The following is a 19,839-nucleotide window of genomic DNA, read 5'->3' as shown; positions in this document are numbered from 1 at the left end:
CGACTCTGGAGGCGTGCGCCCGACAGAGGGGGAGGTCCCCGACCTCACGAGCCAGGAGCCGCCATGACGACTTTCGCTTCCCGCCACATCGGTCCGGACGTCGATGAGCAGGCGCACATGCTGAAGGCCATCGGGTTCGGCTCGGTGGACGAGCTGATGGATGCCGCGGTGCCGGAGGTGATCCGCTGGCGTGGCGGGCTGGACCTGCCGCCGGCGGCCTCCGAGGAGGAGGCCGTCGCCGAGCTGCGGGAGCTGGCCGGGCGTAACCGGGTGAGCCGGTCGATGATCGGGCAGGGCTATTACGGGACGGTGACGCCGGCGGTGATCCGGCGCAACGTGTTGGAGAGCCCGGCGTGGTACACGGCGTACACCCCGTATCAGCCGGAGATCAGTCAGGGGCGGCTGGAGGCGCTGCTGAACTTCCAGACCATGGTGACCGATCTGACCGGGCTGGCCACGGCGAACGCGTCGATGCTGGACGAGGGCACCGCGGCGGCCGAGGCGATGACGGTGGCGCGGCGGGCTTCGCGCCACAAGAGCACCGTCTATGTGGTGGATGCGGACACGTACGCGCAGACGGTGGCGGTGTTGCGTACCCGGGCCGAGCCGTTGGGCATCGAGTTGCGGGTGCTGGATCTCGCCTCCGAGCCGTTGCCGGAGGAGTTCTTCGGCCTGCATCTGCAATATCCGGGCGCGTCCGGGGTGCTGGCGGATCATGCGGGTCTGGTGGAGCTGGCGCACGAGCGGGGCGCGCTGGTCACCGTGGCGGCGGATCTGCTGGCGTTGACGCTGGTGCGGGCGCCGGGCGAGATCGGTGCGGACATCGCGGCGGGGACCACGCAGCGGTTCGGGGTGCCGCTGGGCTTCGGTGGGCCGCACGCCGGTTATCTGGCGGTGCGCGCCGGGCTGGAGCGGTCGTTGCCGGGCCGTCTGGTCGGGGTGTCGCGGGACGCCGACGGCGCGTCCGCCTACCGGCTCGCGTTGCAGACGCGGGAGCAGCACATCCGCCGGGAGAAGGCGACCAGCAACATCTGCACGGCGCAGGTGCTGCTGGCGGTGATGGCGAGCATGTACGCCGTCTATCACGGCCCGTCGGGGTTGCGGGAGATCGCGGAGCGGGTGCACCGGCGCGCGGTGCGGCTGGAGGAGGGCCTGCGGACCGGGTCGGAGGCGTTCTTCGACACGGTGCGGGCGCGGGTGCCGGGGCGCGCCGAGGCGGTCGTGGCCGCGGCGGCGGGGCGCGGTGTGGATCTGCGGCTGGTGGACGCGGACACGGTGACGGTGTCCTGCGACGAGACGACCACCGAGGCGGACCTGGCCGTGGTGTGGGACGCCTTCGGCGTGGCGCATCCCGCGGCGGCCGGGGAGCACGAGGGCGGCGCGGTCGAGCGCATCCCGGCGGGGTTGCGGCGCACGAGCGGATACCTGAGCCACCCGGTGTTCAACACGCACCACTCGGAGACCGGCATGCTGCGTTATCTGCGGAGGCTGGCGGACCGGGACTATGCGCTGGACCGGGGCATGATCCCGCTGGGGTCGTGCACGATGAAGCTGAACGCGACGACCGAGATGGAGCCGGTGAGCTGGCCGGAGTTCGCGGACATCCACCCGTACGCGCCGGCGTCGCGGGCGGCCGGATATGAGCAGATGGTGGCGCAGCTTGAGGGCTGGCTGGCGGAGATCACCGGGTACGACGCGGTGTCGGTGCAGCCGAACGCGGGTTCTCAGGGTGAGCTGTCCGGCCTGCTGGCGATCCGCCGCTATCACCGTTCGCGTGGCGATGAGGGCCGCACGGTGTGCCTGATCCCGTCCAGCGCGCACGGCACGAACGCGGCGAGTGCGGTGATGGCCGGGTTGCGGGTGGTCGTGGTGGGCTGCGACGACCGGGGCAACGTGGACTTGGCGGACCTGGACGCCAAGATCGAGAAGCATGCGGGCGAGTTGGCCGCGATCATGGTGACGTATCCGTCGACGCACGGCGTGTACGAGGCGGGCATCGCGGATCTGTGCGCGAAGGTGCACGATGCTGGCGGGCAGGTCTATGTGGACGGCGCCAACCTCAACGCGCTCGTCGGGTTCGCCCGGCCGGGCCGCTTCGGCGCCGACGTGTCGCACCTGAACCTGCACAAGACGTTCTGCATCCCGCACGGCGGTGGCGGGCCGGGGGTGGGGCCGGTCGCGGTGCGCGCGCATCTGGCCGGGTTCCTGCCGGGCGACCCGCTGCGGGACGGTTCGCACGCGGTGGCGGCGGCGGCGCACGGTTCGGCCGGGATTCTGCCGATCTCGTGGGCGTACCTGCGGATGATGGGCCCGGAGGGGTTGACGGCGGCGACCGCGGTGGCGGTGCTGTCGGCCAATTACGTCGCGGCGCGGCTGCGGGACCACTATCCGGTGCTGTACGCGGGGGCGGGTGGCCTGGTCGCGCACGAGTGCATCCTCGATCTGCGGCCGATCACCAAGGCGCACGGGGTGAGCGTGGACGATGTGGCCAAGCGGCTCATCGATTACGGATTCCACGCGCCGACCATGTCGTTCCCGGTGGCGGGCACCTTGATGGTGGAGCCGACGGAGAGCGAAGACCTGGTGGAACTGGACCGGTTCTGCGACGCGATGATCGCGATCCGGGAGGAGATCGGCCAGGTGGCGGCGGGGGTGTGGCCGGGCGGGAACAACCCGTTGTCGAACGCGCCGCACACGGCGGCGTGCGTGTCGGCGGACGAGTGGGCGTATCCGTATCCGCGGTCGGTGGCCGGTTTCCCGCCGGGCGTGGATCGGGCGTCGAAGTACTGGCCGCCGGTGCGGCGCATCGACGGCGCGTACGGGGACCGGAACCTGGTCTGTGCGTGCCCGTCCCCGGACGCCTACGAGGGGGAATAGCCGGTTACGTTCTGTGTCCTGGGGGTCAGGCTGCCAGGGCGTGCGGGGCGGGGCCGCGGTGCGGTTCGAGAATGGTGCCGTCCGGCAGGATCTCGCCGGTGTCTTCGAAGACGATGACGCCGTTGCACAGCAGGCTCCAACCCTGCTCGGGGAACGTCGCGACAATCCGGGCCGCTTCACGGTCGACGGCGTCGGCTGACGGACAGGTGTTCAGGTGCTGGCACATCGGGGTTCTCCGGTCAGGGGGGCTGTGTGATGGTTCACAACGACGGTGACGGACATTACCTCAATCCGAACGATGTCGGCTCGACGCTGTAACGGTGTCCCATCGAAAGAATCCTCGCTTTCCATCGTCCACGGAAGGGCCGTCGCCGACCACATTCCGACACGTTTGCGTGGTACGTGACTGCGTTGTAGCCGCTCCCGCCATGGTCACCCTGTGTAGATGTGCTGGCGGGGGCGGGGGTCTCGCGGAGGGGCCTGGCGAAGCGTGATGCCGACCTTTCGCACCGCAACGGACCAGAAGTGCGAGAACCGTCCGAACAGTCACGCGGAATCGTCCGATCGGCGGAGGTAGATGTCGCTGACGGTGGTCATAGGAATCTGCGTGGTGACGACTTTCGATGATGCCCCTCGCTGGCGAGGGAAATGACCAAAACTGTGCGCATGTGATCGCTAACGTAATGTAAAAATTCGTGCCACGAGGTGCCGGTGGCGAAAAATCCGCGAGCGCGGGTCAACATCCGCGTGCTGGGCCGCATCGTAGGGAATGTGACCTTCGAGGAATTCGCGATGGCCCGGCTTCCCAGTCTGTTGCGGTACGCGGTGGTGCTCACCGGCGACCGTGATCTCGCGCAGGACGTGGTGCAGGAGGTGCTGGCGCGGGCGCAGGTCCGGTGGCGGCGCATCAGCGGGGCGGACTCGCCCGAGGCGTACGTGCGCCGGATGGTGCTCAACGAGTACCTGTCCTGGCGGCGTAGCTGGGCGGCGCGCAACGTGCACGCGGTGGGCGAGCGGCTGGTCGACCTCGACGACGCCCGCGGCGGCGTGCGTGACCACGCGCAGGCCGTGGTGGACGCCGACGATCTGTGGGCGCGGCTGGCCGGGCTGGGCCGCAAGCAGCGCGCGGTGCTGGTGCTGCGCTACTACGAGCAACTCGACGACGACGCGATCGCCGACCTGCTGGGCTGCTCGCCGGGCACGGTGCGCAGCCACGCCTCGAAGGCCCTCAAAGCGCTCCGGCTGGGCTCGGAGCGGCAGAACCGCATTCACGCCGAGGAGATATCGTGACGCACGACGCTGACCGGTTGCGCGAGACCTTCGCCAGCCACGAACACCTGGCTCCGGACCCCGCCGCGGTGTACGCGCGGGTGGAGGAGCTGTCGCGGACGTACCGCAGGCGCCGGCGCGGTCTGCAGGCGGCCGGCGGCGCTGCGCTGGGCGTGGGCCTGATCGCCGGCGTGGTCAACCTGCCGGCCCTGCTGGCGTCCCCGCCGTCCGACAGCTTCCCGATGGTGGCCCCGGCCGCGCAGCCGTCGGCGTCGGCCTCCGCGCCGGCGCAGGTGTCGCCGCAGGACGACCCGCAGACCCGCAAGGAGTGGGACGCTTACTTCTCCGCCGGGTACGGCTACGACGACGCGGTGCGGCTGGCGAAGCTGTGGAAGATGACAGGCGACGTGGGTGCGGTGAAGGCGGAGGCCGGGCGGCGCCTGCTGGCGGGACAGAACCTGCCGTTCAAGCCCACGCCGACGCCCACGGAGTCCGCTCAGAGCCGGTATGTCAGCCAGAAGGAGGCGTTGCAGGTGGCGGCGTTCTTCGACGCCGGGTACGACTACGACGACGCGGCGAAGCTGGCGAGGCTGTGGCACAAGCCGACCCCGTACGACGCGAAGGTGGAAGGCGGCAAGCGGGTGCTGGCCGGTCAGGACCTGCCGGTGCAGCCGGACCCGTCGACCGGGTCGGTGACCGCGCTGCGGGTGGACGCCTTCTTCGCGGCCGGGTACGACTACGACGACGCGGCGAAGCTGGCGAAGCTGTGGAAGAAGACCACCCCGTACGACGCCAAGGCGGAAGGCGGTAAGCGGCTGCTGGCCGGCGAGACGCTGCCGTTCAAGCCGTGACGAGCGCCCGGCTGCGGCGGCGGACCGGGTTCGAGATCGAGCTGATGGCCCCGCCCGGGTCGACCCGGCGCACGCTGGCCGACGACCTCGCCGCCCGCTGCGGTGGCCGGGTCGCCGCGGTGTGGCACCACGACAGCGAGCCGTCCCTGGTCCCCGGGCTGGGCCGGTTCCTGCACCTGACGCAGGGTTTCGCGGTGCACCGCGCGGACGGCTCGCTGCTGTGCACCCTGGTGGACGACATCACACTGCTGCACGGCCTGGACCCTCGCGCGCCCGCCCCGCCCGGCTGGTTCCGGGTGCTCAGCGACGACCGGCGGCTGCTGCACCTGCTCGCGGGGCAGACCGACCCGGCGGGGGCGCTGGAGACCGTGCTGGACGCCGCGGCGCGGCTGTGGGGGACCACGGTGCAGCGCCACGGCGACGTGCTGCGGCTGGACGACCCGAGCGGGTCGACGATCGCGCTGGCCGCGCCGCTTCTCGCCGAGCGGGAACGGCCCTGCGAGATCATCACCCCGCCGCTGCGCGGCGATCACCGGGCGGCGCTGGAGGAACTGCTGGCGCCGGCCCGGTCGCTGGGCTTCACGGTGCCCCGCGAGGCGGCCGTCCACGTGCACCTCGACGGCGCCCCGTTCCGCCGCCCGGAAGCTTTGGCCAACGTGGTGCGGCTGTTCGCGTACTGGCGGGAGCCGCTGCGTGCGGTGCTGCAGACCAACCCGGCCTGCCGCCGCCTCGCGCCGCTGCCGGCGCCCCTGGTGGCCGCGGCCCGCGGGTCGTGCACGAGCGACGCGCTGCGCGCGGCTGCGGACGAGGGTGGGCTGACCAAGTTCTTCGACGTGAACCTCACCCAGGTGCTCACCGACACCCCGGTGCGGGACACCGTCGAGGTGCGCATCCTGCCCGGCGCGATCGACGCGGCGCCGATCGTCGACCGGGCGGCGCTGGTGGAGCTGCTGCTGGACCGCTGCCGTGGCCCGGAGCCGGTGCCGCCGCCGGCCGGCGGGGACGCGGTGACGCAGTTGCTGGACCTGGCCGCCGGGGTGCTGGCCGGCCGCGCGGAGCCGGTGGCCTGAGCCCGCGGGCCGGTCGGCTACAGTCGCGGTCGCCATGGACACCGATCGCCTGTACGACGTCATCGCCCGCCGCCGCGACGTGCGGGCTCAGTTCACCGGCGCCCCGGTGGATCCGGCCGCGCTGGACCGGATCCTGGGCGCGGCGCATGCGGCGCCCAGCGTCGGACTGTCCCAGCCGTGGGATTTCGTGCTGGTGCGTGACGCCGGTGTGCGCCGCGCGTTCCACGCCCACGTGCAGGGCGAGCGGGAGGTCTTCGCGGCCACGCTGTCCGGCGACGAGGCGGCCCGGTTCGCGCGCATCAAGATCGACGGGATTCTGGAGTCGAGCCTGTCGCTGGTGGTCACCTACGATCCGCAGCGCGGCGCACCGGCGGTGCTCGGCCGGCACGCCATCGCCGACGCCGGGCTCTACTCGGTGTGCCTGGCGATCCAGAACCTGTGGCTGGCGGCCACCGCCGAGTCGCTGGGTGTGGGCTGGGTGTCGTTCTACCGCGAGGACTTCCTGCGCGACCTGCTCGGCATCCCGCCGGGGGTACGCCCGGTGGCGTGGCTGTGCCTGGGCCCGGTGACGCATTTGGAGGCGTCACCGGACCTGGAGCGGCACGGCTGGCGGTCCCGCACGCCGCTGAGCCAGGTGCTGCACACCGACCGCTGGTGACCGCGCCGTCGCGATCTGCGCGGTGGTCTCCGCCGGTAAGGACCCGTTAGCCTTGCGCTCATGACGATCCGAGGAATCCGGCTGCTCGGCGACCCGGTGCTGCGCACCGCGAGCGATCCCGTGGCGTCCTTCGACGACGAACTGCGCGCCCTGGTCGCCGACCTGGAGGACACCGTGCGCGAGCCGGGCCGCGCCGGGGTGGCAGCCCCGCAGATCGGGGTGGGCCTGCGCGTGTTCGCCTACCACGTGGACGGTGTCGTCTCGCACCTGGTGAACCCGGTGCTGTCGGAGCTGTCCGGCGCGCAGGACGACGAGGAGGGCTGCCTGTCCATCCCCGGGCTGGCCTTCCCGACCCCGCGGGCGATGCGGTGCGTGGCCACCGGCCAGGACGTGCAGGGCGAGCCGCGCCGCATCGAGGGCACCGGCATGCTGGCGCGGGCGTTGCAGCACGAGACCGATCACCTGAACGGCACCCTCTACATCGACACGCTGCGCGGCGACACCCGTCGGCAGGCGTTGCGCGCGCTGCGCTCCGGCCGCGCCTCGTAACGGCCAGTCGGTGTAGCGCTCACAGCACGATGAACTCCGGCGGATCGTGCCGCAGGAAGTCGTGGTGCGAGATGTCCCAGCCGTACGCGCCGGCCCGGCCGAAGATCAGCACATCGCCGAGGCGCAGCCGGGCCACCGGCACGTCGCGGGCCAGCACGTCGCGCGGGGTGCACAGCTCACCGACGGCGTCCACCGTTGTCGCGGCCACCTGCGGGCGCGGCCACGGATACGGCCACCGGTCCACCGGCAGCACGCTGAACGGATGGCTGTACCCCCACGCGGCGGGCAGCCGGAAGTGGTGAGTGCCGCCGCGCAGCACCGCGAACGTGCGCCCGTGCGTGGTCTTCAGGTCGAGCACCTGGGCGGCGTACCAGCCGGCGTCGGCGGCCAGCACGCGTCCCGGCTCGACGATCAGCTCCACGCCGGGCAGCGCCGCGCCGTGCAGCCGGCGGCCCAGATCGGCCAGGTCGATGGTGGCCGCGCCGCGGTAGTCGACGCCGAGCCCGCCGCCCACGTTGACCAGCCGCAGGTCCACGCCGTGCCGGGCGGCGACGGACCGGGACCAGGCGAGCGCGTCGGTGACGAACCGGGCGTACCCGGCGGCGTCCAGGCTGTTGGACACGGCGTGCAGGTGGAAGCCGGCCACCGGCACCCCGAGCCGGCCGGCCAGCTCCAGCAGGTCCGGCAGATGCGCCTCGTCCACGCCGAACGGGGTGGGCGTGCCGGTCATCGCGTGGCTGCCGACGGGCGCGGCCGCGGCGCGGTTGACCCGGATCGCCACCGGCTGTCCCGCCGGGGCGCGGTCCGCGGCGACCCGGCGCAGCTCATGCTCGCTCTCCACGTTCAGCAGCGCCCCGGCCTGCCGCGCGGCGGCCAGTTCGGCGTCGGTCTTGCCGGGCCCGCCGAACACCACGCGCCGGGCGCCGGCCGCGAGCGCCAGGCGCAGCTCACCGCCGGAGGCCACTTCCAGCCCGTCGCACACCCCGGCCAGCGCGCGCACCACGTCCGGATGCCCGTTGGCCTTCACCGCGTACAGCATGGTGGTGCCGGGCGGAAACGCGGCCCGCACCTGGGTGGCCCGCCGGCGCAGGGCGGCGGTGTCGTACACGTACGCGCACAGCGGCGGCCCGCCGCGCGTCCGGGCGGTCAGCGCGGCCCGGACGTGCTCAGGCGCGGCCATGCAGCGGGTTGCGCACCGGCACGTACAGGTCACCGCCGCCGGACAGCCGCATCCGCACCAGCGCCTTGTGCGGCGCGCGGGGGGCGGTCAGCGCGGCGTGGTCGGCGGCGGCGTCCGGGTCGGCCAGCAGCGGCGCGTACGTGTCGTCGACCACCGCCCGGACCGTACCCCACGCGGTGTCCTCGTCCAGACCGTGCGCCCGGCCCAGCGCGATGATCACTTCGCCCAGGTGGGCCTGCAGGGCGGTGTATCCGATCTTCGCGCGCAGCGTGCCCACGTCCGCGGTGCCGATCACCGAGCCCGGCCACAGGTCGAGGCGGTGCCCGGCGGCGGCCAGCCGGGGCGCATGCAGCCGCAGCCCGGCGAAGTCCCGCACGATCATCCGGTGCGGCCGGCCGTCGACGAACGTGGGCAGGCAGTTCTGCAGGTGCGCCTCCAGCGCCACACCGCAGCGCGTCAGGCGCAGCAGCGGCGGCAGCAGCAGGCGGGCGTACGCGTCCAGCCAGGCGCGGGCGCCGTCGCGGCCGGCACCGGTCACGGCCGCCAGTCGGCCGGCCAGCGCGGGAAGCGCGCCGCCGGGCACCACCGTCTCGCCGGGCCGCAGCGCGGGCAGGGCTTCGCGCACGATCACCGACATGTCGCGTCCCGACCCGGCGGGCACCGCCGCCCCCGCGGTCTCGGCCAGCGGCAGCAGCCGGTGACCGTCCGGGTCGGCGTCGATCAGGCGGCGCACCAGCCGGGACACCACCGGGCCGTTGCGGGTGGACGCCACGCTGATGCTGCGCCGGGTGGAGGTGATCAGGATGTCCAGGGACAGCTTCAGGTAGTGCCGCCGGCCGGCGGCGTCCGGCGGCAGCAGCACGGTGCGCACCGCGCCGGTCGGCACCGCGTCGAGTTCGGCGTCGAGCAGGCGCAGCGCCCCGTCGTCCAGCAGGTCCCGGTACCGCCGGGACAGCACCGCGTCGCGCTGCCAGGCGTGCACCGGCTGCAACCGGAACCCGGGGGGTGGCGCGGGCAGCCGCGGGTACCAGTCGCGCAGCAGCAGCCCGACGTCGTCGCCGAGGTGGCCGTCGTCGCGTACCGCGACGAACCCGACCCGGGTGTGGCCGGACTCGACGTCGTGGGCGAGCACGTCGGCGGTGTCCCAGCCGAGCCGGGTCCGGCCGCAGGGGTGCAGGTTGTGCCCGGCGACGGCGATCTGTTCGGCGGTGATGGCAGCCTCGTCCGGGCCGACCTGATCCGGCCCGGCGCGGCTGGGGCCGCGGGCGAGCGCCACCGCGAGGTTGACGACCGCGTCGCGCAGTTCGGCGGCCAGCCCGGGTGCGTCCAGGCCGGCCAGCAGGTCCGCCGGGTCGCCGACCCCGGCGGCGCCGAACTCGACCCGGTCGAAGCCGTGCCGCCGCCCGAGACCGGCGTTGCGGGCGCGCGCGTCACCGATGTCCTCCCGCACCAGGGCGGCGCGCAACCGGCGGCCCACCGTGTCGGCGGCCTCGCCCAGCGCGTCACGGAACGGGCCGCTCAGGTGCCCGGCGTGCGCCGCCAGTCCGGCCTCGGCGCGGGCGGCGTCGGCGTCCAGACGCCCGCGGCCGACGCTGCGGGTCATCGCGCCGCTCCCCGGCCGGTCGTTCCGGTCACGAGCACGCCGCCATCGGGTTGGCGATGTGGGTCCAGATGTCGCGCAGCGGGTCGGGGGCCAGCCGCATCGCGGTCATCGCCTTGATCGGCAGTGGTTCGTTGCGCAGCGCCGGGTCGCCGACCACGCCGGCCACGGTGCGCCACAACCGGTCCGGGTCGGCGTCCAGCCACCGGCACAGCACGTCGACCAGTTCGGTGGCCACGGTGCTCAGCGCCGCGGCGGCCAGTTTCGCCCGCCGTGCGGCCGGGTCCGGCTCGGCCAGGTCGCCGCGCAGGTCGATGTCGTGCCGCCGCGGATCCACCCGCACGCCGCCCAGGTCCCGGTACACCGTGCGCACCGGCCGGCCGCCGACCAGCACGACAAGGGTGTTCTGGCCGTGCGCCTCCAGCGCGACCCCCCGTTCGAGCAGGGCGCACAGCGGCGGCCACAGCACCCGGGCCAGGTCGGCGAACCAGCGGTGCGGGTCGCCCCCGCTGGCGTGCACGGCCTCCACGATCAGCGGCTCGTCGGCCCGCTCGCCCGCCGCCGCACGGCCGGCGGCCAGCACGGCCAGCGGCACCGCCACCTCGTCCGCGGCCAGGCGGGGCGCCTGCCGGCGCAGGTAGGCCAGCCGGCGTTGCGGCACCCCGCCCACGGTGACCGCACCGGCGGACGTTTCGGCCAGCACCGTCAGCGGCAGGTCGGCGGTGAGCCGGCGCAGCAGCGCGGACAGCCGGGGCCCGTTGTGCACCGCGGCCGGGGACACGGTGCGCACGGCGGAGGTCATCTGCACGTCCACCGCCGTCTTGACGTGGTCGCCGCCGTCGAGCGGGGCGAGCGTCCGCAGCGACATGAGCGGCCGCACCGGAGCGGTCGGGCCGTCGTCGGCGAGCCAGCCGTATTCGGCCAGCAGCCGCGACGCCTGCCACGGATGCGCGTACAGCACGGGCGGTCCGTCGCCGGCCCAGTGCGCCGCGGGGACGCGCAGCCGGCGTAGCCGGACGACCGGCCGGTGCTCGGGCCCGTACGCGAGGACGTCGGCGATGCTCATCGGCAGGCGGGTCCGGCAGCACGGATGCAGCGGATGGCCGTCGACGACGCGTTGTTCCAGCCGGCCGAGCCCGTCCGGATCCCCGGTGGCCGCGCGCAGGGTGACCGGAGTGCCGGCACGATCGGCGCGGGCCAGCGCCGTGTTGATGACGCTGTCGGCGAGTTCCCGGCTCAGCCGGGCGCCGGGCCACAGCAGGCGGGCGAGTTCGGCGGGGTCGGCGACGGACCGCCCGTCCGGGTCGGTGTCCGCCGTGTCCGGCCCGTGCGCGACGGCGTGCAGCCCGTCCGCGGCGGGCGCGAAGGGCAGCCCGGCGTCGGCGGGGAAGACCACCGAGCGCCCGCCGGTGAAGGCGACCCGCACCGTGGTGCCGTCGGTGCTGCGGCGCAGCAGGCCGGGCAGCGGTTCGCGGATCAGCGCGCCGAACAGCCGGGCCAGCACGGCGGAGCGCGCACCGGGCAGGGCGGCGTCGAACGGCTGCAGCAGGCCGGGGCGCGCCTGCCGGAGCTCGAAGCGGATGCCGTCGTAGCTGACCAGGGTCACCCAGCCATTGTCGGGTGTCGAAGCGAGGAACGCGGTGCAAGGCGCACCGAGGGTGTCCAGCAACACCCTCGGCACTCCTTCATCCTAGGATGCCTTACAGGATGTGCCCGGCCTCGCACTCACGCCACGCCTACCAAAAACACAAAGGAATCAACGACAACCCACCTTTTGACCCAGTGAGATTCGGTTGAGCCCACGGAGCGCCCCGGCACGGACGGGTTGCGCCACGATGGCTCCGGTGGCGGGGCTTTTCGGCGTGTCGGTGTGCGTGTCGGCCGCGGTTCGTGCGCGAGCATGGGGTCATGGTGATCGTGCCGCGTCAGGGCGGGGAGTTGGCGGTCGGCGGCAGCGCGGAGCAGGTCACCGACGCGTGGCTCGCCAATCGCCGGTTGTCGGAGCACACCCGTGACGCGTACCGGCGGGATGTGCGCGCGTGGCTGGCGTGGTGTGCGCGCGCCGGGGTGGATCCGTTGCGGGCGTCGTTTCTGGACGTGAACGCGTACGCGCGGGAGTTGGAGTCGGCGACCGATGCCCGGACGGGGCGTGCGTTGTCGGCCGCCACGGTCGCCCGTAAGTTGTCGGGACTGTCCAGTTGGTACGACTTTCTGACGAAGTTGCAGGCCGTGCCGGCGAATCCGGTGAGTGGCGCGGACCGGCCGTATGTGTCGCGGGATCATTCGGCGACGGTGGGGTTGTCGCCGCAGGAGGTGGACGGGGTGCTCGCGGTGGCCGCGGCCGAGCAGGGGCCGACGGCGGTGCGGCATCGGGCGATGGTGGCGTTGCTGGCCGACCTGGGGTTGCGGGTCGGTGAGGTGGTGGGCCTGGACGTGGCCGATGTGGGCTGGGAGCGGGGTCATCGGACGGTGCGTTTCACCGGTAAGGGTGGTCGTGCGCGGCGGCGGGCGCTGACCGGGGAGGCCGGGGCGGCGCTGGATGCGTATCTGGCGGTGCGGGGGGTGGCGCCGGGGCCGCTGTTCGTGACGTCGTCGGGGGCGCGGGTGGACCGGCATGCGGTGTTCCGGCTGGTGCGGCGGTTGGCGCGGCAGGCGGGTGTGGCCGGGTGGGAGCGGTTGTCGCCGCATTCGCTGCGGCACGCGTTCGCGACGGCGGCGCGGTCCGAGGGTGTGCCGTTGGAGGATGTGCAGGACGCGATGGGGCATGCGGATCCGCGGACGACGCGGCGTTATGACCGGGACCGGCACAACTTGGATCGTGATCCGGCGTACGTGCTGGCGTCGGCCCGGGCCCGGCGCGGGCAAGCCTGACACAACGGCCTATTCTCGACCGCGGTCCACGGCAGGTCGATCATGGAACGGGTCCCGGAAACGTGAACATTTTCGAAGCAGTGTTGCTCGGTGCGGTCGAGGGGGTCACCGAGTTCCTCCCCGTCTCCTCGACCGGTCATCTGACGATTCTGGAGAAGCTGCTGGGGTATCGGATCGATGATCCGGACATCACCGCGTTCACGGTGATCATCCAGTCGGGGGCGGTGCTGGCGACGATCCTGTTCCTGTGGAAGGACATCGTGCGGATCGTGCCGGCGTGGGTGCGGGGGCTGTTCGGCTCCGAGCATCGCGGTTCGCTGGATTACCGGTTCGGGTGGGCGGTGATTCTGGGGTCGGTGCCGATCGCGATCATCGGTCTGCTGTTCAAGGATTCGATCGAGACGACGTTGCGCAGTCTGTGGTTCGTGGCCGGGGCGTTGATCGTGTGGAGCGGGGCGATGGCGTTCGCGGATCACGCGGCGACGCAGGTGCGCCACGAGGAGGATGTGACCTGGAAGGACACCCTGGTGATCGGGGTGGTGCAGTGCCTGGCGCTGATTCCGGGGGTGTCCCGGTCGGGGGCGACGATGTCGGCGGGCTTGTTGCGGGACCTTGATCGGGTGACGGTGACGAAGTTGTCGTTCTTCCTGTCGATTCCGGCGTTGCTGGGGGCCACGGTCCTGCAGACGGCCGAGGAGTACGACAACATCTCGGGTGGGGTGGGCTGGCTCAACACGATCGTGGCCACGGCGGTGAGTTTCGTGGTGGCGTACGGGTCGGTGACGTGGCTGCTGCGGTATGTGGCGCGGCATTCGTACAGTTTGTTCATTGTGTACCGGCTGGTGGTGGGTGCGGTGCTGATGGTGTTGCTGGCGACGGGGGCGATCGGGGCCCAGTGACGGCCGCTCAGTTCTGCAGGGCCGCGCGGATCAGGTCGAGTGCCTGGTCGGTGGGGATGCCGAGGCGGCGGGTGGTGTCGGCGTACGTCTGTGCGGCTTGCCGGGCTTGTTCGGAGGTGCCCGCGGCGCGGGCGGTGATCACCGTGCCGAGCCGGCCGCGGGTTTCCACCAGGCCGGCGTGTTCGAGTTCGCGGTAGGCGCGGGCGACGGTGTTCGCGGCCAGGCCGAGGTCGGTGGCCAGGCGGCGTACGGGTGGCAGTTTCGCCCCGGCGGCGAGGTGGCCGGTGGCGGCCAGTTCGGCGATGCGCAGCCGGACCTGTTCGTAGGGTGGCACGGGTGAGTCGTGGTCGATGTGGATGTCGGGCACGGTGGTTCCTTCGCACGGCGGGTGGGTCAGAGCAGGCGCGGTGGGGTGTTGCCGGCGTCGGTGATGGCGCGGCGCATCGGGACGAGGGCGAGCAGTACGGCGCCGACGATGAAGAACACCACCAGGGACACGATGCCGACGCGGTAGCTGTTGGTGAGCTGGAAGACCAGTCCGAAGGCGAGCGGGCCGAGCCAGCTAGTGCCCTTGTCGCTGATCTCGTAGAAGCCGTAGTACTCGCCTTCTCGTCCGGTGGGGATGAGTTGGGAGAACAGGCTGCGGCTGAGCGCTTGGGTGCCGCCGAGGACGAGGCCGATGGCGGCGCCGAGGAGCATGAACGGCAAGGGTGCGCCGGCGGGTAGCCAGAACGCGGCGAGCACGACGCCGAGCCAGAGGGCGAGGCTGAGCAGCACGGTTTTGCGGGCGCCGATGCGGGCGGCGAGGAAGCCGAGCAGCAGGGCGCCGCCGAAGGCGAGGAATTGCACGATGAGGATGGTGACGATCAGGGTGGACTGTTCCAGGTGCAGTTCTTCGGTGCCGAACTGGCTGGCCAGGGCGATGATGGTCTGCACGCCGTCGTTGTAGATGAGGTAGGCCAGCAGGAAGTACAGGGTGAGCGGGTAGGCGCGCAGGCCGCGCAGGGTGCGGCCGAGCTGGCGGAAGCCGTCGGTGAGCACGTTGGCGCCGGGGTGGCCGGCGTCGGCGCCGGGGTGCTCGCGCAGCCAGGCGAGGGGGATGAGGGTGAATCCGGCCCACCACACCCCGGCCGAGACGATGCACCAGCGGGCGAGGTCGAGGGTGCGTTGCGGGTCGCCGTCGCGGGACAGGGTCTGCACGGCGACGAGGTTGAGTAGCAGGAGCAGCCCACCGCCGAGGTAGCCGATGGCCCAGCCGCGGCTGGAGACGGCGTCGCGTTCGTCGGGGCCGGCGAGCTGGGGCAGGAACGAGTTGTAGACGACGATGGACGCGCCGCCGCTGATGTTGGCGATGAGGAACAGTGCCCCGCCGAGCAGGTAGCGGTCGCCGGTGACGAAGGCCATCGCGATGGTGGCCGCGGAGGCGATGAAGGCGGTGCCGGCGAGCAGCGGTTTCTTGCGGGGTGCCCGGTCGGCCAGGGCGCCCATGACGGGCAGGATGACGACGGTGAGCAGCACCGACAGGGACACCAGGTAGGGGAAGTAGGACCCGGCGGCGACGGCGATGCCCAGCGGGTGGACGCGGGCGGTGCAGTCGTCGGCGTCCACGGCGCACCCGGCGGCTTGTTTGGTGATGCTGGTGAGGAACGGGCCGAGGAAGACGGTGATGACGGTGGTGGCGAACGCGGAGTTGGCCCAGTCGTAGAAGTACCAGCCGGTGCGTTCGCGGCGCAGCCGGGTGGGGGCGGGTGTGGTGTCGGTGGGGGCCATGGCGGCGGGCTCCAGCGGGTGCGTCGGGTGGCGCGCTCATGATGCCATCACCACCGCCGGGTGTGGGTCAGGGCTGGCCGGACCACCATCGGGCGAGGGCGCTGACGGCGGGGTCGTCGCTGTCGGCGAGGGCGGCCCACGGGTCGTCGCCGGTGGGTGGGTGGATGCCGGCGTAGTCGGCGAGTTCACGCCAGCCGACCGGGTGGTCGCCGACGGCGGGTAGGTCGGCGCCGGGCGTGTCGGTGTCCGGCGGGGTGGCGCCCAGCACGGCGGCGTCGGTCCAGGGGTGCCCGTCGACGGGTTCGGGCAGCGGGCCGACGTCCAGGTGCGGCGGGAACTCGGGGTCGTCACCGGCTGGGTGGTGTGCGTCGAGGGCGTCGGGGTCGGCGCCGACCGGGCCGTCGAGTCCGTGCGGGCCGGTCGCGGGTGGTTCCGGGTCCGGCAGGCCGGGGTCCGGGTCGGGGTGGTGCTGGTACGGCGTGTCGGCCCCGGTGTCGTGGTGGCCGGCGACCTGGTCGTCGGCGTGGTCCGGGTCGGGGATCGGGTCGTGGTGGGTGAGGTCGTCCGGGTACGCGTCGCCGGCGTGTTCGCCGTACGGGTCGTCGCCGTGGCCGTGCAGGTCATGGTCGGGCAGACCGTGATCGGGCAGGTCGTGGTGGTGGGCCTCGTGGGCTTGCTGGTCGTCCGGGCCGTCCAGGTGGTCCCAGCCGTGATCGCTCATGCCAAGTCTCCGGTGTCCAGGTCGACGGGGTCCGGTGCGGCGCCGGCCGGGTCGGTCGGCGTGGGTGTCAGCGCCTGCGCGCGGGTCAGCACGTCGTCGGCCTGGCGCAGCAGGTGCCGCACCCGGTCGCGGTCGTGCTGGGCGGCGGCACGTCGGCGGGCGCGTCCCGCGGCGTCTTCGGCGGCGGCGGCGTCGATGTCGGCGATGTGCGCGTCCAGGTCGCGCAGCCGGCGTTCCACCGCGTCGTCGACGGCGACCGACAGGGCGTACTGCAGGTCGGTGAACCGGTAGGAGATTTCGTCGGACAGCGACGCGCGGGCTTCGGCCAGCACGTCGCGCAGCCACAGCCGGGCCTGTTGCCGGTCGGTTTGCACCCGGCGCCGGTAGAGGACGTACCCGCCGGCGGCCAGGCCGATGCCGATGCCGGCGGCGGGCACCAGCAGGCCGCCCAGGGCCAGCCCGCCGGCGGACAGCGCGGAGGCGCCCAGCATCGCGCTGCGCCCGGCCATGAAGGCGATGCCGCCGGCGGACAGCGCGATGAGCATGTTGTCGCCGGCGCCGTCTCGGGGCGGCGCGGCGGCCAGTTCGTGGCGCAGGGTGGCGTTGAGCCGTCCCAGGGTGGCCGCGAGTTCGGCGTCGTTGAACACTTCGGCGAGCACCCGTTCGGTGGTTTCCCGGAAGGTGTTCTGCAGGTGAGCGGTGAGGTCGGCGGCCACGGCCTGCAGTTCGGTGTCGACCGTGTCGGGCAGGCCGGCCAGGGTGTCGCGGCCGGCGGTGTCGACGCGCGCGGACAGGTCGTGTTGCACGGCGGCGATGCGGGTGCGTAGCGCGCCGACGACCTCGATGCGGGCGCGCTGGGTCTGGCTGGACAGCAGCAGCGTCCAGTGCCGTGACTCGGTGCGTTTGCGGGCGGCCAGCGCGGCGCGTTCCTGCCGGGCGTGGGCGGTGGCCTCCGGGTCGGCTTCGGCGGCGTGGATGCGGGCGGTGGCGGCGGCTTCCAGGCGTGCCAGTTCCCCGCGGGCTGAGCGCAGCACGTTGGCCAGTTGCAGTTGGTGGCCGCGCCCGGCGAGGTCGACCAGGGCGTGTTGCAGGCCGGCGATGCGGGATTCGGCGGCGAGGTCGGCGGCGCCGTCCCCGCCGGTGAGGGCGAGTTCGGCGAGGCGGGCGGAGACGGGGAACCAGGGCGCGCCGGCGAAGCGGGGCGCGTGGGCGCGCAGCAGCGCCTGGTTGTCCGTGGCGATGCGCCGCCAGCCGGGGAACGCGTCGACCTTGGTGAGGGCGAACACCACGGCGTTGACGTGTTCGCTGGCCTGGCGCAGGAAGTCGAGTTCGGGCTGGGACAGCGGCGCGGACGCGTCGGCGACGAACAGCAGGGCGGTGGCCCGCCCGGCGGCGTCCAGCGCGACGGCGGTGTGCGCGGGGTCGAGTCCGCCGACGCCGGGGGTGTCCACCAGGGTGGCGTATTGCAGCAGCGGCGCGGGGTGGGTCACCTCGATGCGCCGGGCGCGGCGGCCGCCGCCCGCCCAGTCGGTCAGGTCGGTGACGTCCACCGGTTCGGCGGCGCCGGGTGGCCAGGCGCGGGCGCCAAAGGCGGGTCCGGGGGAGAAGTGCAGGTAGGCGGAGGTGGACACGGCGGCGTCCACGGGGGACAGGCCGGGCACCCCGAGCAGGGCGTTGAGCAGGCTGCTCTTGCCGCGTTTGGTTTCCCCGACGAGCACCACGGCGGCGCGGGTGACGCGGCGGCGGCGCAGCTCGGCCAGTTCGGCTCCGGCGTCGGGGTCGGACAGGCGCACGTGGGCGACCGCGTCGCCGACCACGGCGTCCAGGGCTGCGGTCAGGTCGCGGGCGGGCGCGGCCGGGTTCACGGCTGCACCCGTTCGGTGGTTTCGCCGCCGGTGTGCCGGGCCACCGTCGGGGGTTGCGAGCCGTCCGCCTGTGTCTGCTGCGCGAGCAGGTGGAAGCCGCGGTGGGCGACCTGCGCGGCGCGGGATTGCGCGGGTCCGCCGCCGGCGTGGGCGTATGCCCGCCACCGGTGCGCGGCCTGCACGGCGGCCTCGCGGAGTTGCGGCGCGGCGGCGCCGGGCATGCGCAGGATCCACCGGGGGTCGTCGGACACGGCCAGCCGGGTCAGTTCCTGCACCTGTTCGTCGGGCATCGGCACGGCTCCGGTGGTGACCCGGTGGGCCACGTCCAGCAGCCGCAGCCGGTGGTAGGCGGGGTCGCGCAGCAGCCGTTCCACGGCGTCGCGCAGCACCGCGCGGTCGCGCCGGTCGCGGCTGCGCCCGGCGAGGCGTTCCAGGGCGGCCAGCGCCCAGCCGGCCTTGATCGCGTCGGAGCGCCAGCGGACGGCCTGGTCGAGGGTGTGCCGCAGCCGCGGCATGCCGGACGCTTGGACCAGCCGGCGGATCAGGTCCCCGGTGCTCAGCCGCGGATCGGCGGCGAGCTGGGCCAGGGCGAACCCGACGCCGTACAGGTCGAGCAGGCGCAGCAGCCGTTCCCGGCGGGCCTGCTCGACCGGGGCGGCCCGGGTGCGGAACAGGTCGGCGGAGGCCAGCAGCAGCCGTAGCTGGGCGCCGGGCAGGGCGGCCAGGGTGCGCAGGGCGGTGACGTCGGTGGTGGTGAGCCGGCCGGCTTCGCCGGTCTCGGCGATCAGCGCGGCCAGCGGGACCACGTCGCCGACGGTGCGTTGCAGCAGCCGCGCCTGCCCGGCTGCGAGGGGCACCGCCACCGGCCACGGGTCGTCGGGCCCGGCCACCAGGGTGTCGATCTTGCCGAGGACGCCGACGGCGTTGATCGGGCTGGACGCCAGCCGGGCGGTGCTGGCCCGGAACGCTGCCAGCGCGTTCGCGTCGTCGGCGCGGACCGCCTGGGTGAACACGTAGACGACGGCTTCGGCGGCGGCGATCTCGGAGGTGGAGTCGGCGTCGATGCCGTCGTCGAACGGCGCGGCGGCCACGCCGACCACCGGATGGGCGCGTTCGGACACCTGTTGGTCGGCCGAGGCCAGGCCGGGCGTGTCCACCACGGTGAGGTCGCGCAGCCGGTCGGTGGTCAACGCGACATCGACGTACGCGACGCTGGACGCCGGCACGCCGAGCCGGCCGGGGATCATGCCGTCGTCGTCCAGCGGCAGGCTGCGGCGACTGCCGTCGCGGCCCACCACATCGACCCGATCGGCCGTTCCATACCGGAACCGGGTGACCACGCGAGTGCACTCGCCGACCGCGGTGGGGGCCACCCGGCGGCCGATCAACGCGTTGACAAGTGTCGACTTTCCGGCTTTCAGCCGCCCGGCGATGGCCACGCGTAGCGGCTCACCGAGACGCTCGCCGATGTGTCGTACCTGATCAGCGCCGTGCGGGCCGACCTGTGTAACGATCTCATCACACAATTCGGCGATGCGGTGGGACAGCGGACCGGTCACGACGACTCGTCAGTTGCGGCGGCTGTCGGAGACAATGTGCAGACCGCGGCCGTCGTCCACATACGCTGGCTTGCCTTTCCGGTTCCCGTGACCCGGCAGG

Annotated in this window: 17 protein-coding genes; 8 read left to right on the top strand and 9 right to left on the bottom strand. The window is 73.3% G+C overall.

What is annotated here, in order from left to right; all coding sequences use genetic code 11:
• Positions 1–63 precede the first annotated feature (63 nt).
• Positions 64–2,877, top strand: coding sequence for an aminomethyl-transferring glycine dehydrogenase (gene gcvP / locus IEY73_RS26850; protein ID WP_189082109.1), 2,814 nt, complete (start codon positions 64–66; stop codon positions 2,875–2,877).
• A gap of 25 nt (positions 2,878–2,902) precedes the next feature.
• Here the strand turns inward: gcvP and IEY73_RS26845 are convergent, their stop codons facing one another.
• Complete coding sequence (locus IEY73_RS26845; RefSeq protein ID WP_189082108.1) at positions 2,903–3,103, bottom strand: DUF5999 family protein; 201 nt, start codon at positions 3,101–3,103, stop codon at positions 2,903–2,905.
• A 545-nt stretch (positions 3,104–3,648) separates the two neighbouring features.
• On the opposite strand from IEY73_RS26845, the gene IEY73_RS26840 reads away from it, so the two are divergent.
• From IEY73_RS26840 to IEY73_RS26820, 5 genes are read left to right on the top strand one after another with little or no spacing between them, the layout of a single operon-like run.
• Entirely contained in the window at positions 3,649–4,167 is a 519-nt protein-coding gene (locus IEY73_RS26840) for a SigE family RNA polymerase sigma factor (protein ID WP_229716187.1), read from the top strand.
• On the top strand, positions 4,164–4,997 hold the full coding sequence (locus IEY73_RS26835) for a hypothetical protein (protein WP_189082107.1): 834 nt from the start codon (positions 4,164–4,166) through the stop codon (positions 4,995–4,997). Before IEY73_RS26840 ends, IEY73_RS26835 begins: the two co-directional genes overlap by 4 nt.
• Positions 4,994–6,067 carry an amidoligase family protein gene (locus tag IEY73_RS26830; RefSeq protein ID WP_229716186.1) on the top strand — a complete coding sequence of 358 codons (1,074 nt, stop codon included), beginning with the start codon at positions 4,994–4,996 and terminating at the stop codon, positions 6,065–6,067. The genes IEY73_RS26835 and IEY73_RS26830 overlap by 4 nt, the downstream gene beginning before the upstream one ends.
• A 34-nt stretch (positions 6,068–6,101) precedes the next feature.
• Positions 6,102–6,725 carry a 5,6-dimethylbenzimidazole synthase gene (bluB, locus tag IEY73_RS26825; RefSeq protein WP_189082106.1) on the top strand — a complete coding sequence of 208 codons (624 nt, stop codon included), beginning with the start codon at positions 6,102–6,104 and terminating at the stop codon, positions 6,723–6,725.
• A gap of 60 nt (positions 6,726–6,785) precedes the next feature.
• Complete coding sequence (locus IEY73_RS26820) at positions 6,786–7,274, top strand: peptide deformylase (protein WP_189082105.1); 489 nt, start codon at positions 6,786–6,788, stop codon at positions 7,272–7,274.
• Between the two features lie 19 nt (positions 7,275–7,293).
• Here the strand turns inward: IEY73_RS26820 and IEY73_RS26815 are convergent, their stop codons facing one another.
• From IEY73_RS26815 to IEY73_RS26805, 3 genes are read right to left on the bottom strand one after another with little or no spacing between them, the layout of a single operon-like run.
• On the bottom strand, positions 7,294–8,454 hold the full coding sequence (locus IEY73_RS26815) for a type III PLP-dependent enzyme domain-containing protein (RefSeq protein ID WP_189082104.1): 1,161 nt from the start codon (positions 8,452–8,454) through the stop codon (positions 7,294–7,296).
• Positions 8,441–10,057: an IucA/IucC family protein gene (locus tag IEY73_RS26810; protein ID WP_189082103.1), complete on the bottom strand. Its 1,617-nt coding sequence runs from the start codon at positions 10,055–10,057 to the stop codon at positions 8,441–8,443. The genes IEY73_RS26815 and IEY73_RS26810 overlap by 14 nt, the downstream gene beginning before the upstream one ends.
• Before the next feature lie 28 nt (positions 10,058–10,085).
• Positions 10,086–11,735 carry an IucA/IucC family protein gene (locus IEY73_RS26805; protein ID WP_229716185.1) on the bottom strand — a complete coding sequence of 550 codons (1,650 nt, stop codon included), beginning with the start codon at positions 11,733–11,735 and terminating at the stop codon, positions 10,086–10,088.
• A 227-nt stretch (positions 11,736–11,962) separates the two neighbouring features.
• Here IEY73_RS26805 and IEY73_RS26800 point away from each other — a divergent pair, with 227 nt between their 5' ends.
• Positions 11,963–12,925 (top strand): tyrosine-type recombinase/integrase, encoded by a 963-nt coding sequence (locus tag IEY73_RS26800; RefSeq protein ID WP_189082102.1) that lies wholly within the window; start codon positions 11,963–11,965, stop codon positions 12,923–12,925.
• A gap of 62 nt (positions 12,926–12,987) precedes the next feature.
• Positions 12,988–13,824: an undecaprenyl-diphosphate phosphatase gene (locus tag IEY73_RS26795; RefSeq protein ID WP_189082101.1), complete on the top strand. Its 837-nt coding sequence runs from the start codon at positions 12,988–12,990 to the stop codon at positions 13,822–13,824.
• 7 nt (positions 13,825–13,831) lie between these two features.
• On the opposite strand, the gene IEY73_RS26790 is transcribed toward IEY73_RS26795, so the two are convergent.
• From IEY73_RS26790 to IEY73_RS26770, 5 genes are all read right to left on the bottom strand, one after another.
• A complete protein-coding gene (locus IEY73_RS26790) occupies positions 13,832–14,191 on the bottom strand; it encodes a GntR family transcriptional regulator (RefSeq protein ID WP_189082100.1) in 360 nt (119 codons plus the stop codon).
• Between the two features lie 26 nt (positions 14,192–14,217).
• Positions 14,218–15,594 (bottom strand): MFS transporter, encoded by a 1,377-nt coding sequence (locus tag IEY73_RS26785; protein ID WP_189082099.1) that lies wholly within the window; start codon positions 15,592–15,594, stop codon positions 14,218–14,220.
• A 67-nt stretch (positions 15,595–15,661) separates the two neighbouring features.
• Positions 15,662–16,315, bottom strand: coding sequence for a hypothetical protein (locus IEY73_RS26780; RefSeq protein ID WP_189082098.1), 654 nt, complete (start codon positions 16,313–16,315; stop codon positions 15,662–15,664).
• Positions 16,312–18,180 carry a dynamin family protein gene (locus IEY73_RS26775; RefSeq protein ID WP_189082097.1) on the bottom strand — a complete coding sequence of 623 codons (1,869 nt, stop codon included), beginning with the start codon at positions 18,178–18,180 and terminating at the stop codon, positions 16,312–16,314. Before IEY73_RS26775 ends, IEY73_RS26780 begins: the two co-directional genes overlap by 4 nt.
• Complete coding sequence (locus IEY73_RS26770; protein WP_189082096.1) at positions 18,177–19,739, bottom strand: dynamin family protein; 1,563 nt, start codon at positions 19,737–19,739, stop codon at positions 18,177–18,179. The genes IEY73_RS26775 and IEY73_RS26770 overlap by 4 nt, the downstream gene beginning before the upstream one ends.
• Positions 19,740–19,839 lie beyond the last annotated feature (100 nt).

Source organism: Mangrovihabitans endophyticus (assembly GCF_014646155.1).
GTDB classification, from domain to species: domain Bacteria; phylum Actinomycetota; class Actinomycetes; order Mycobacteriales; family Micromonosporaceae; genus Actinoplanes; species Actinoplanes endophyticus.
The sequence above is the reverse complement of the archived record's forward strand: the minus strand, read 5'-3'. Positions and strand labels throughout refer to the sequence as shown.

What these genes read in the sequence shown, in the direction of transcription:
- gcvP (WP_189082109.1), top strand. Translation starts at nt 64, where the DNA reads ATGACGACTTTCGCTTCCCGCCACATCGGTCCGGACGTCGATGAGCAG.
- IEY73_RS26845 (WP_189082108.1), bottom strand. Translation starts at nt 3,103, where the DNA reads ATGTGCCAGCACCTGAACACCTGTCCGTCAGCCGACGCCGTCGACCGT.
- bluB (WP_189082106.1), top strand. Translation starts at nt 6,102, where the DNA reads ATGGACACCGATCGCCTGTACGACGTCATCGCCCGCCGCCGCGACGTG.
- IEY73_RS26820 (WP_189082105.1), top strand. Translation starts at nt 6,786, where the DNA reads ATGACGATCCGAGGAATCCGGCTGCTCGGCGACCCGGTGCTGCGCACC.
- IEY73_RS26815 (WP_189082104.1), bottom strand. Translation starts at nt 8,454, where the DNA reads ATGGCCGCGCCTGAGCACGTCCGGGCCGCGCTGACCGCCCGGACGCGC.
- IEY73_RS26810 (WP_189082103.1), bottom strand. Translation starts at nt 10,057, where the DNA reads ATGACCCGCAGCGTCGGCCGCGGGCGTCTGGACGCCGACGCCGCCCGC.
- IEY73_RS26800 (WP_189082102.1), top strand. Translation starts at nt 11,963, where the DNA reads ATGGTGATCGTGCCGCGTCAGGGCGGGGAGTTGGCGGTCGGCGGCAGC.
- IEY73_RS26785 (WP_189082099.1), bottom strand. Translation starts at nt 15,594, where the DNA reads ATGGCCCCCACCGACACCACACCCGCCCCCACCCGGCTGCGCCGCGAA.
- IEY73_RS26780 (WP_189082098.1), bottom strand. Translation starts at nt 16,315, where the DNA reads ATGAGCGATCACGGCTGGGACCACCTGGACGGCCCGGACGACCAGCAA.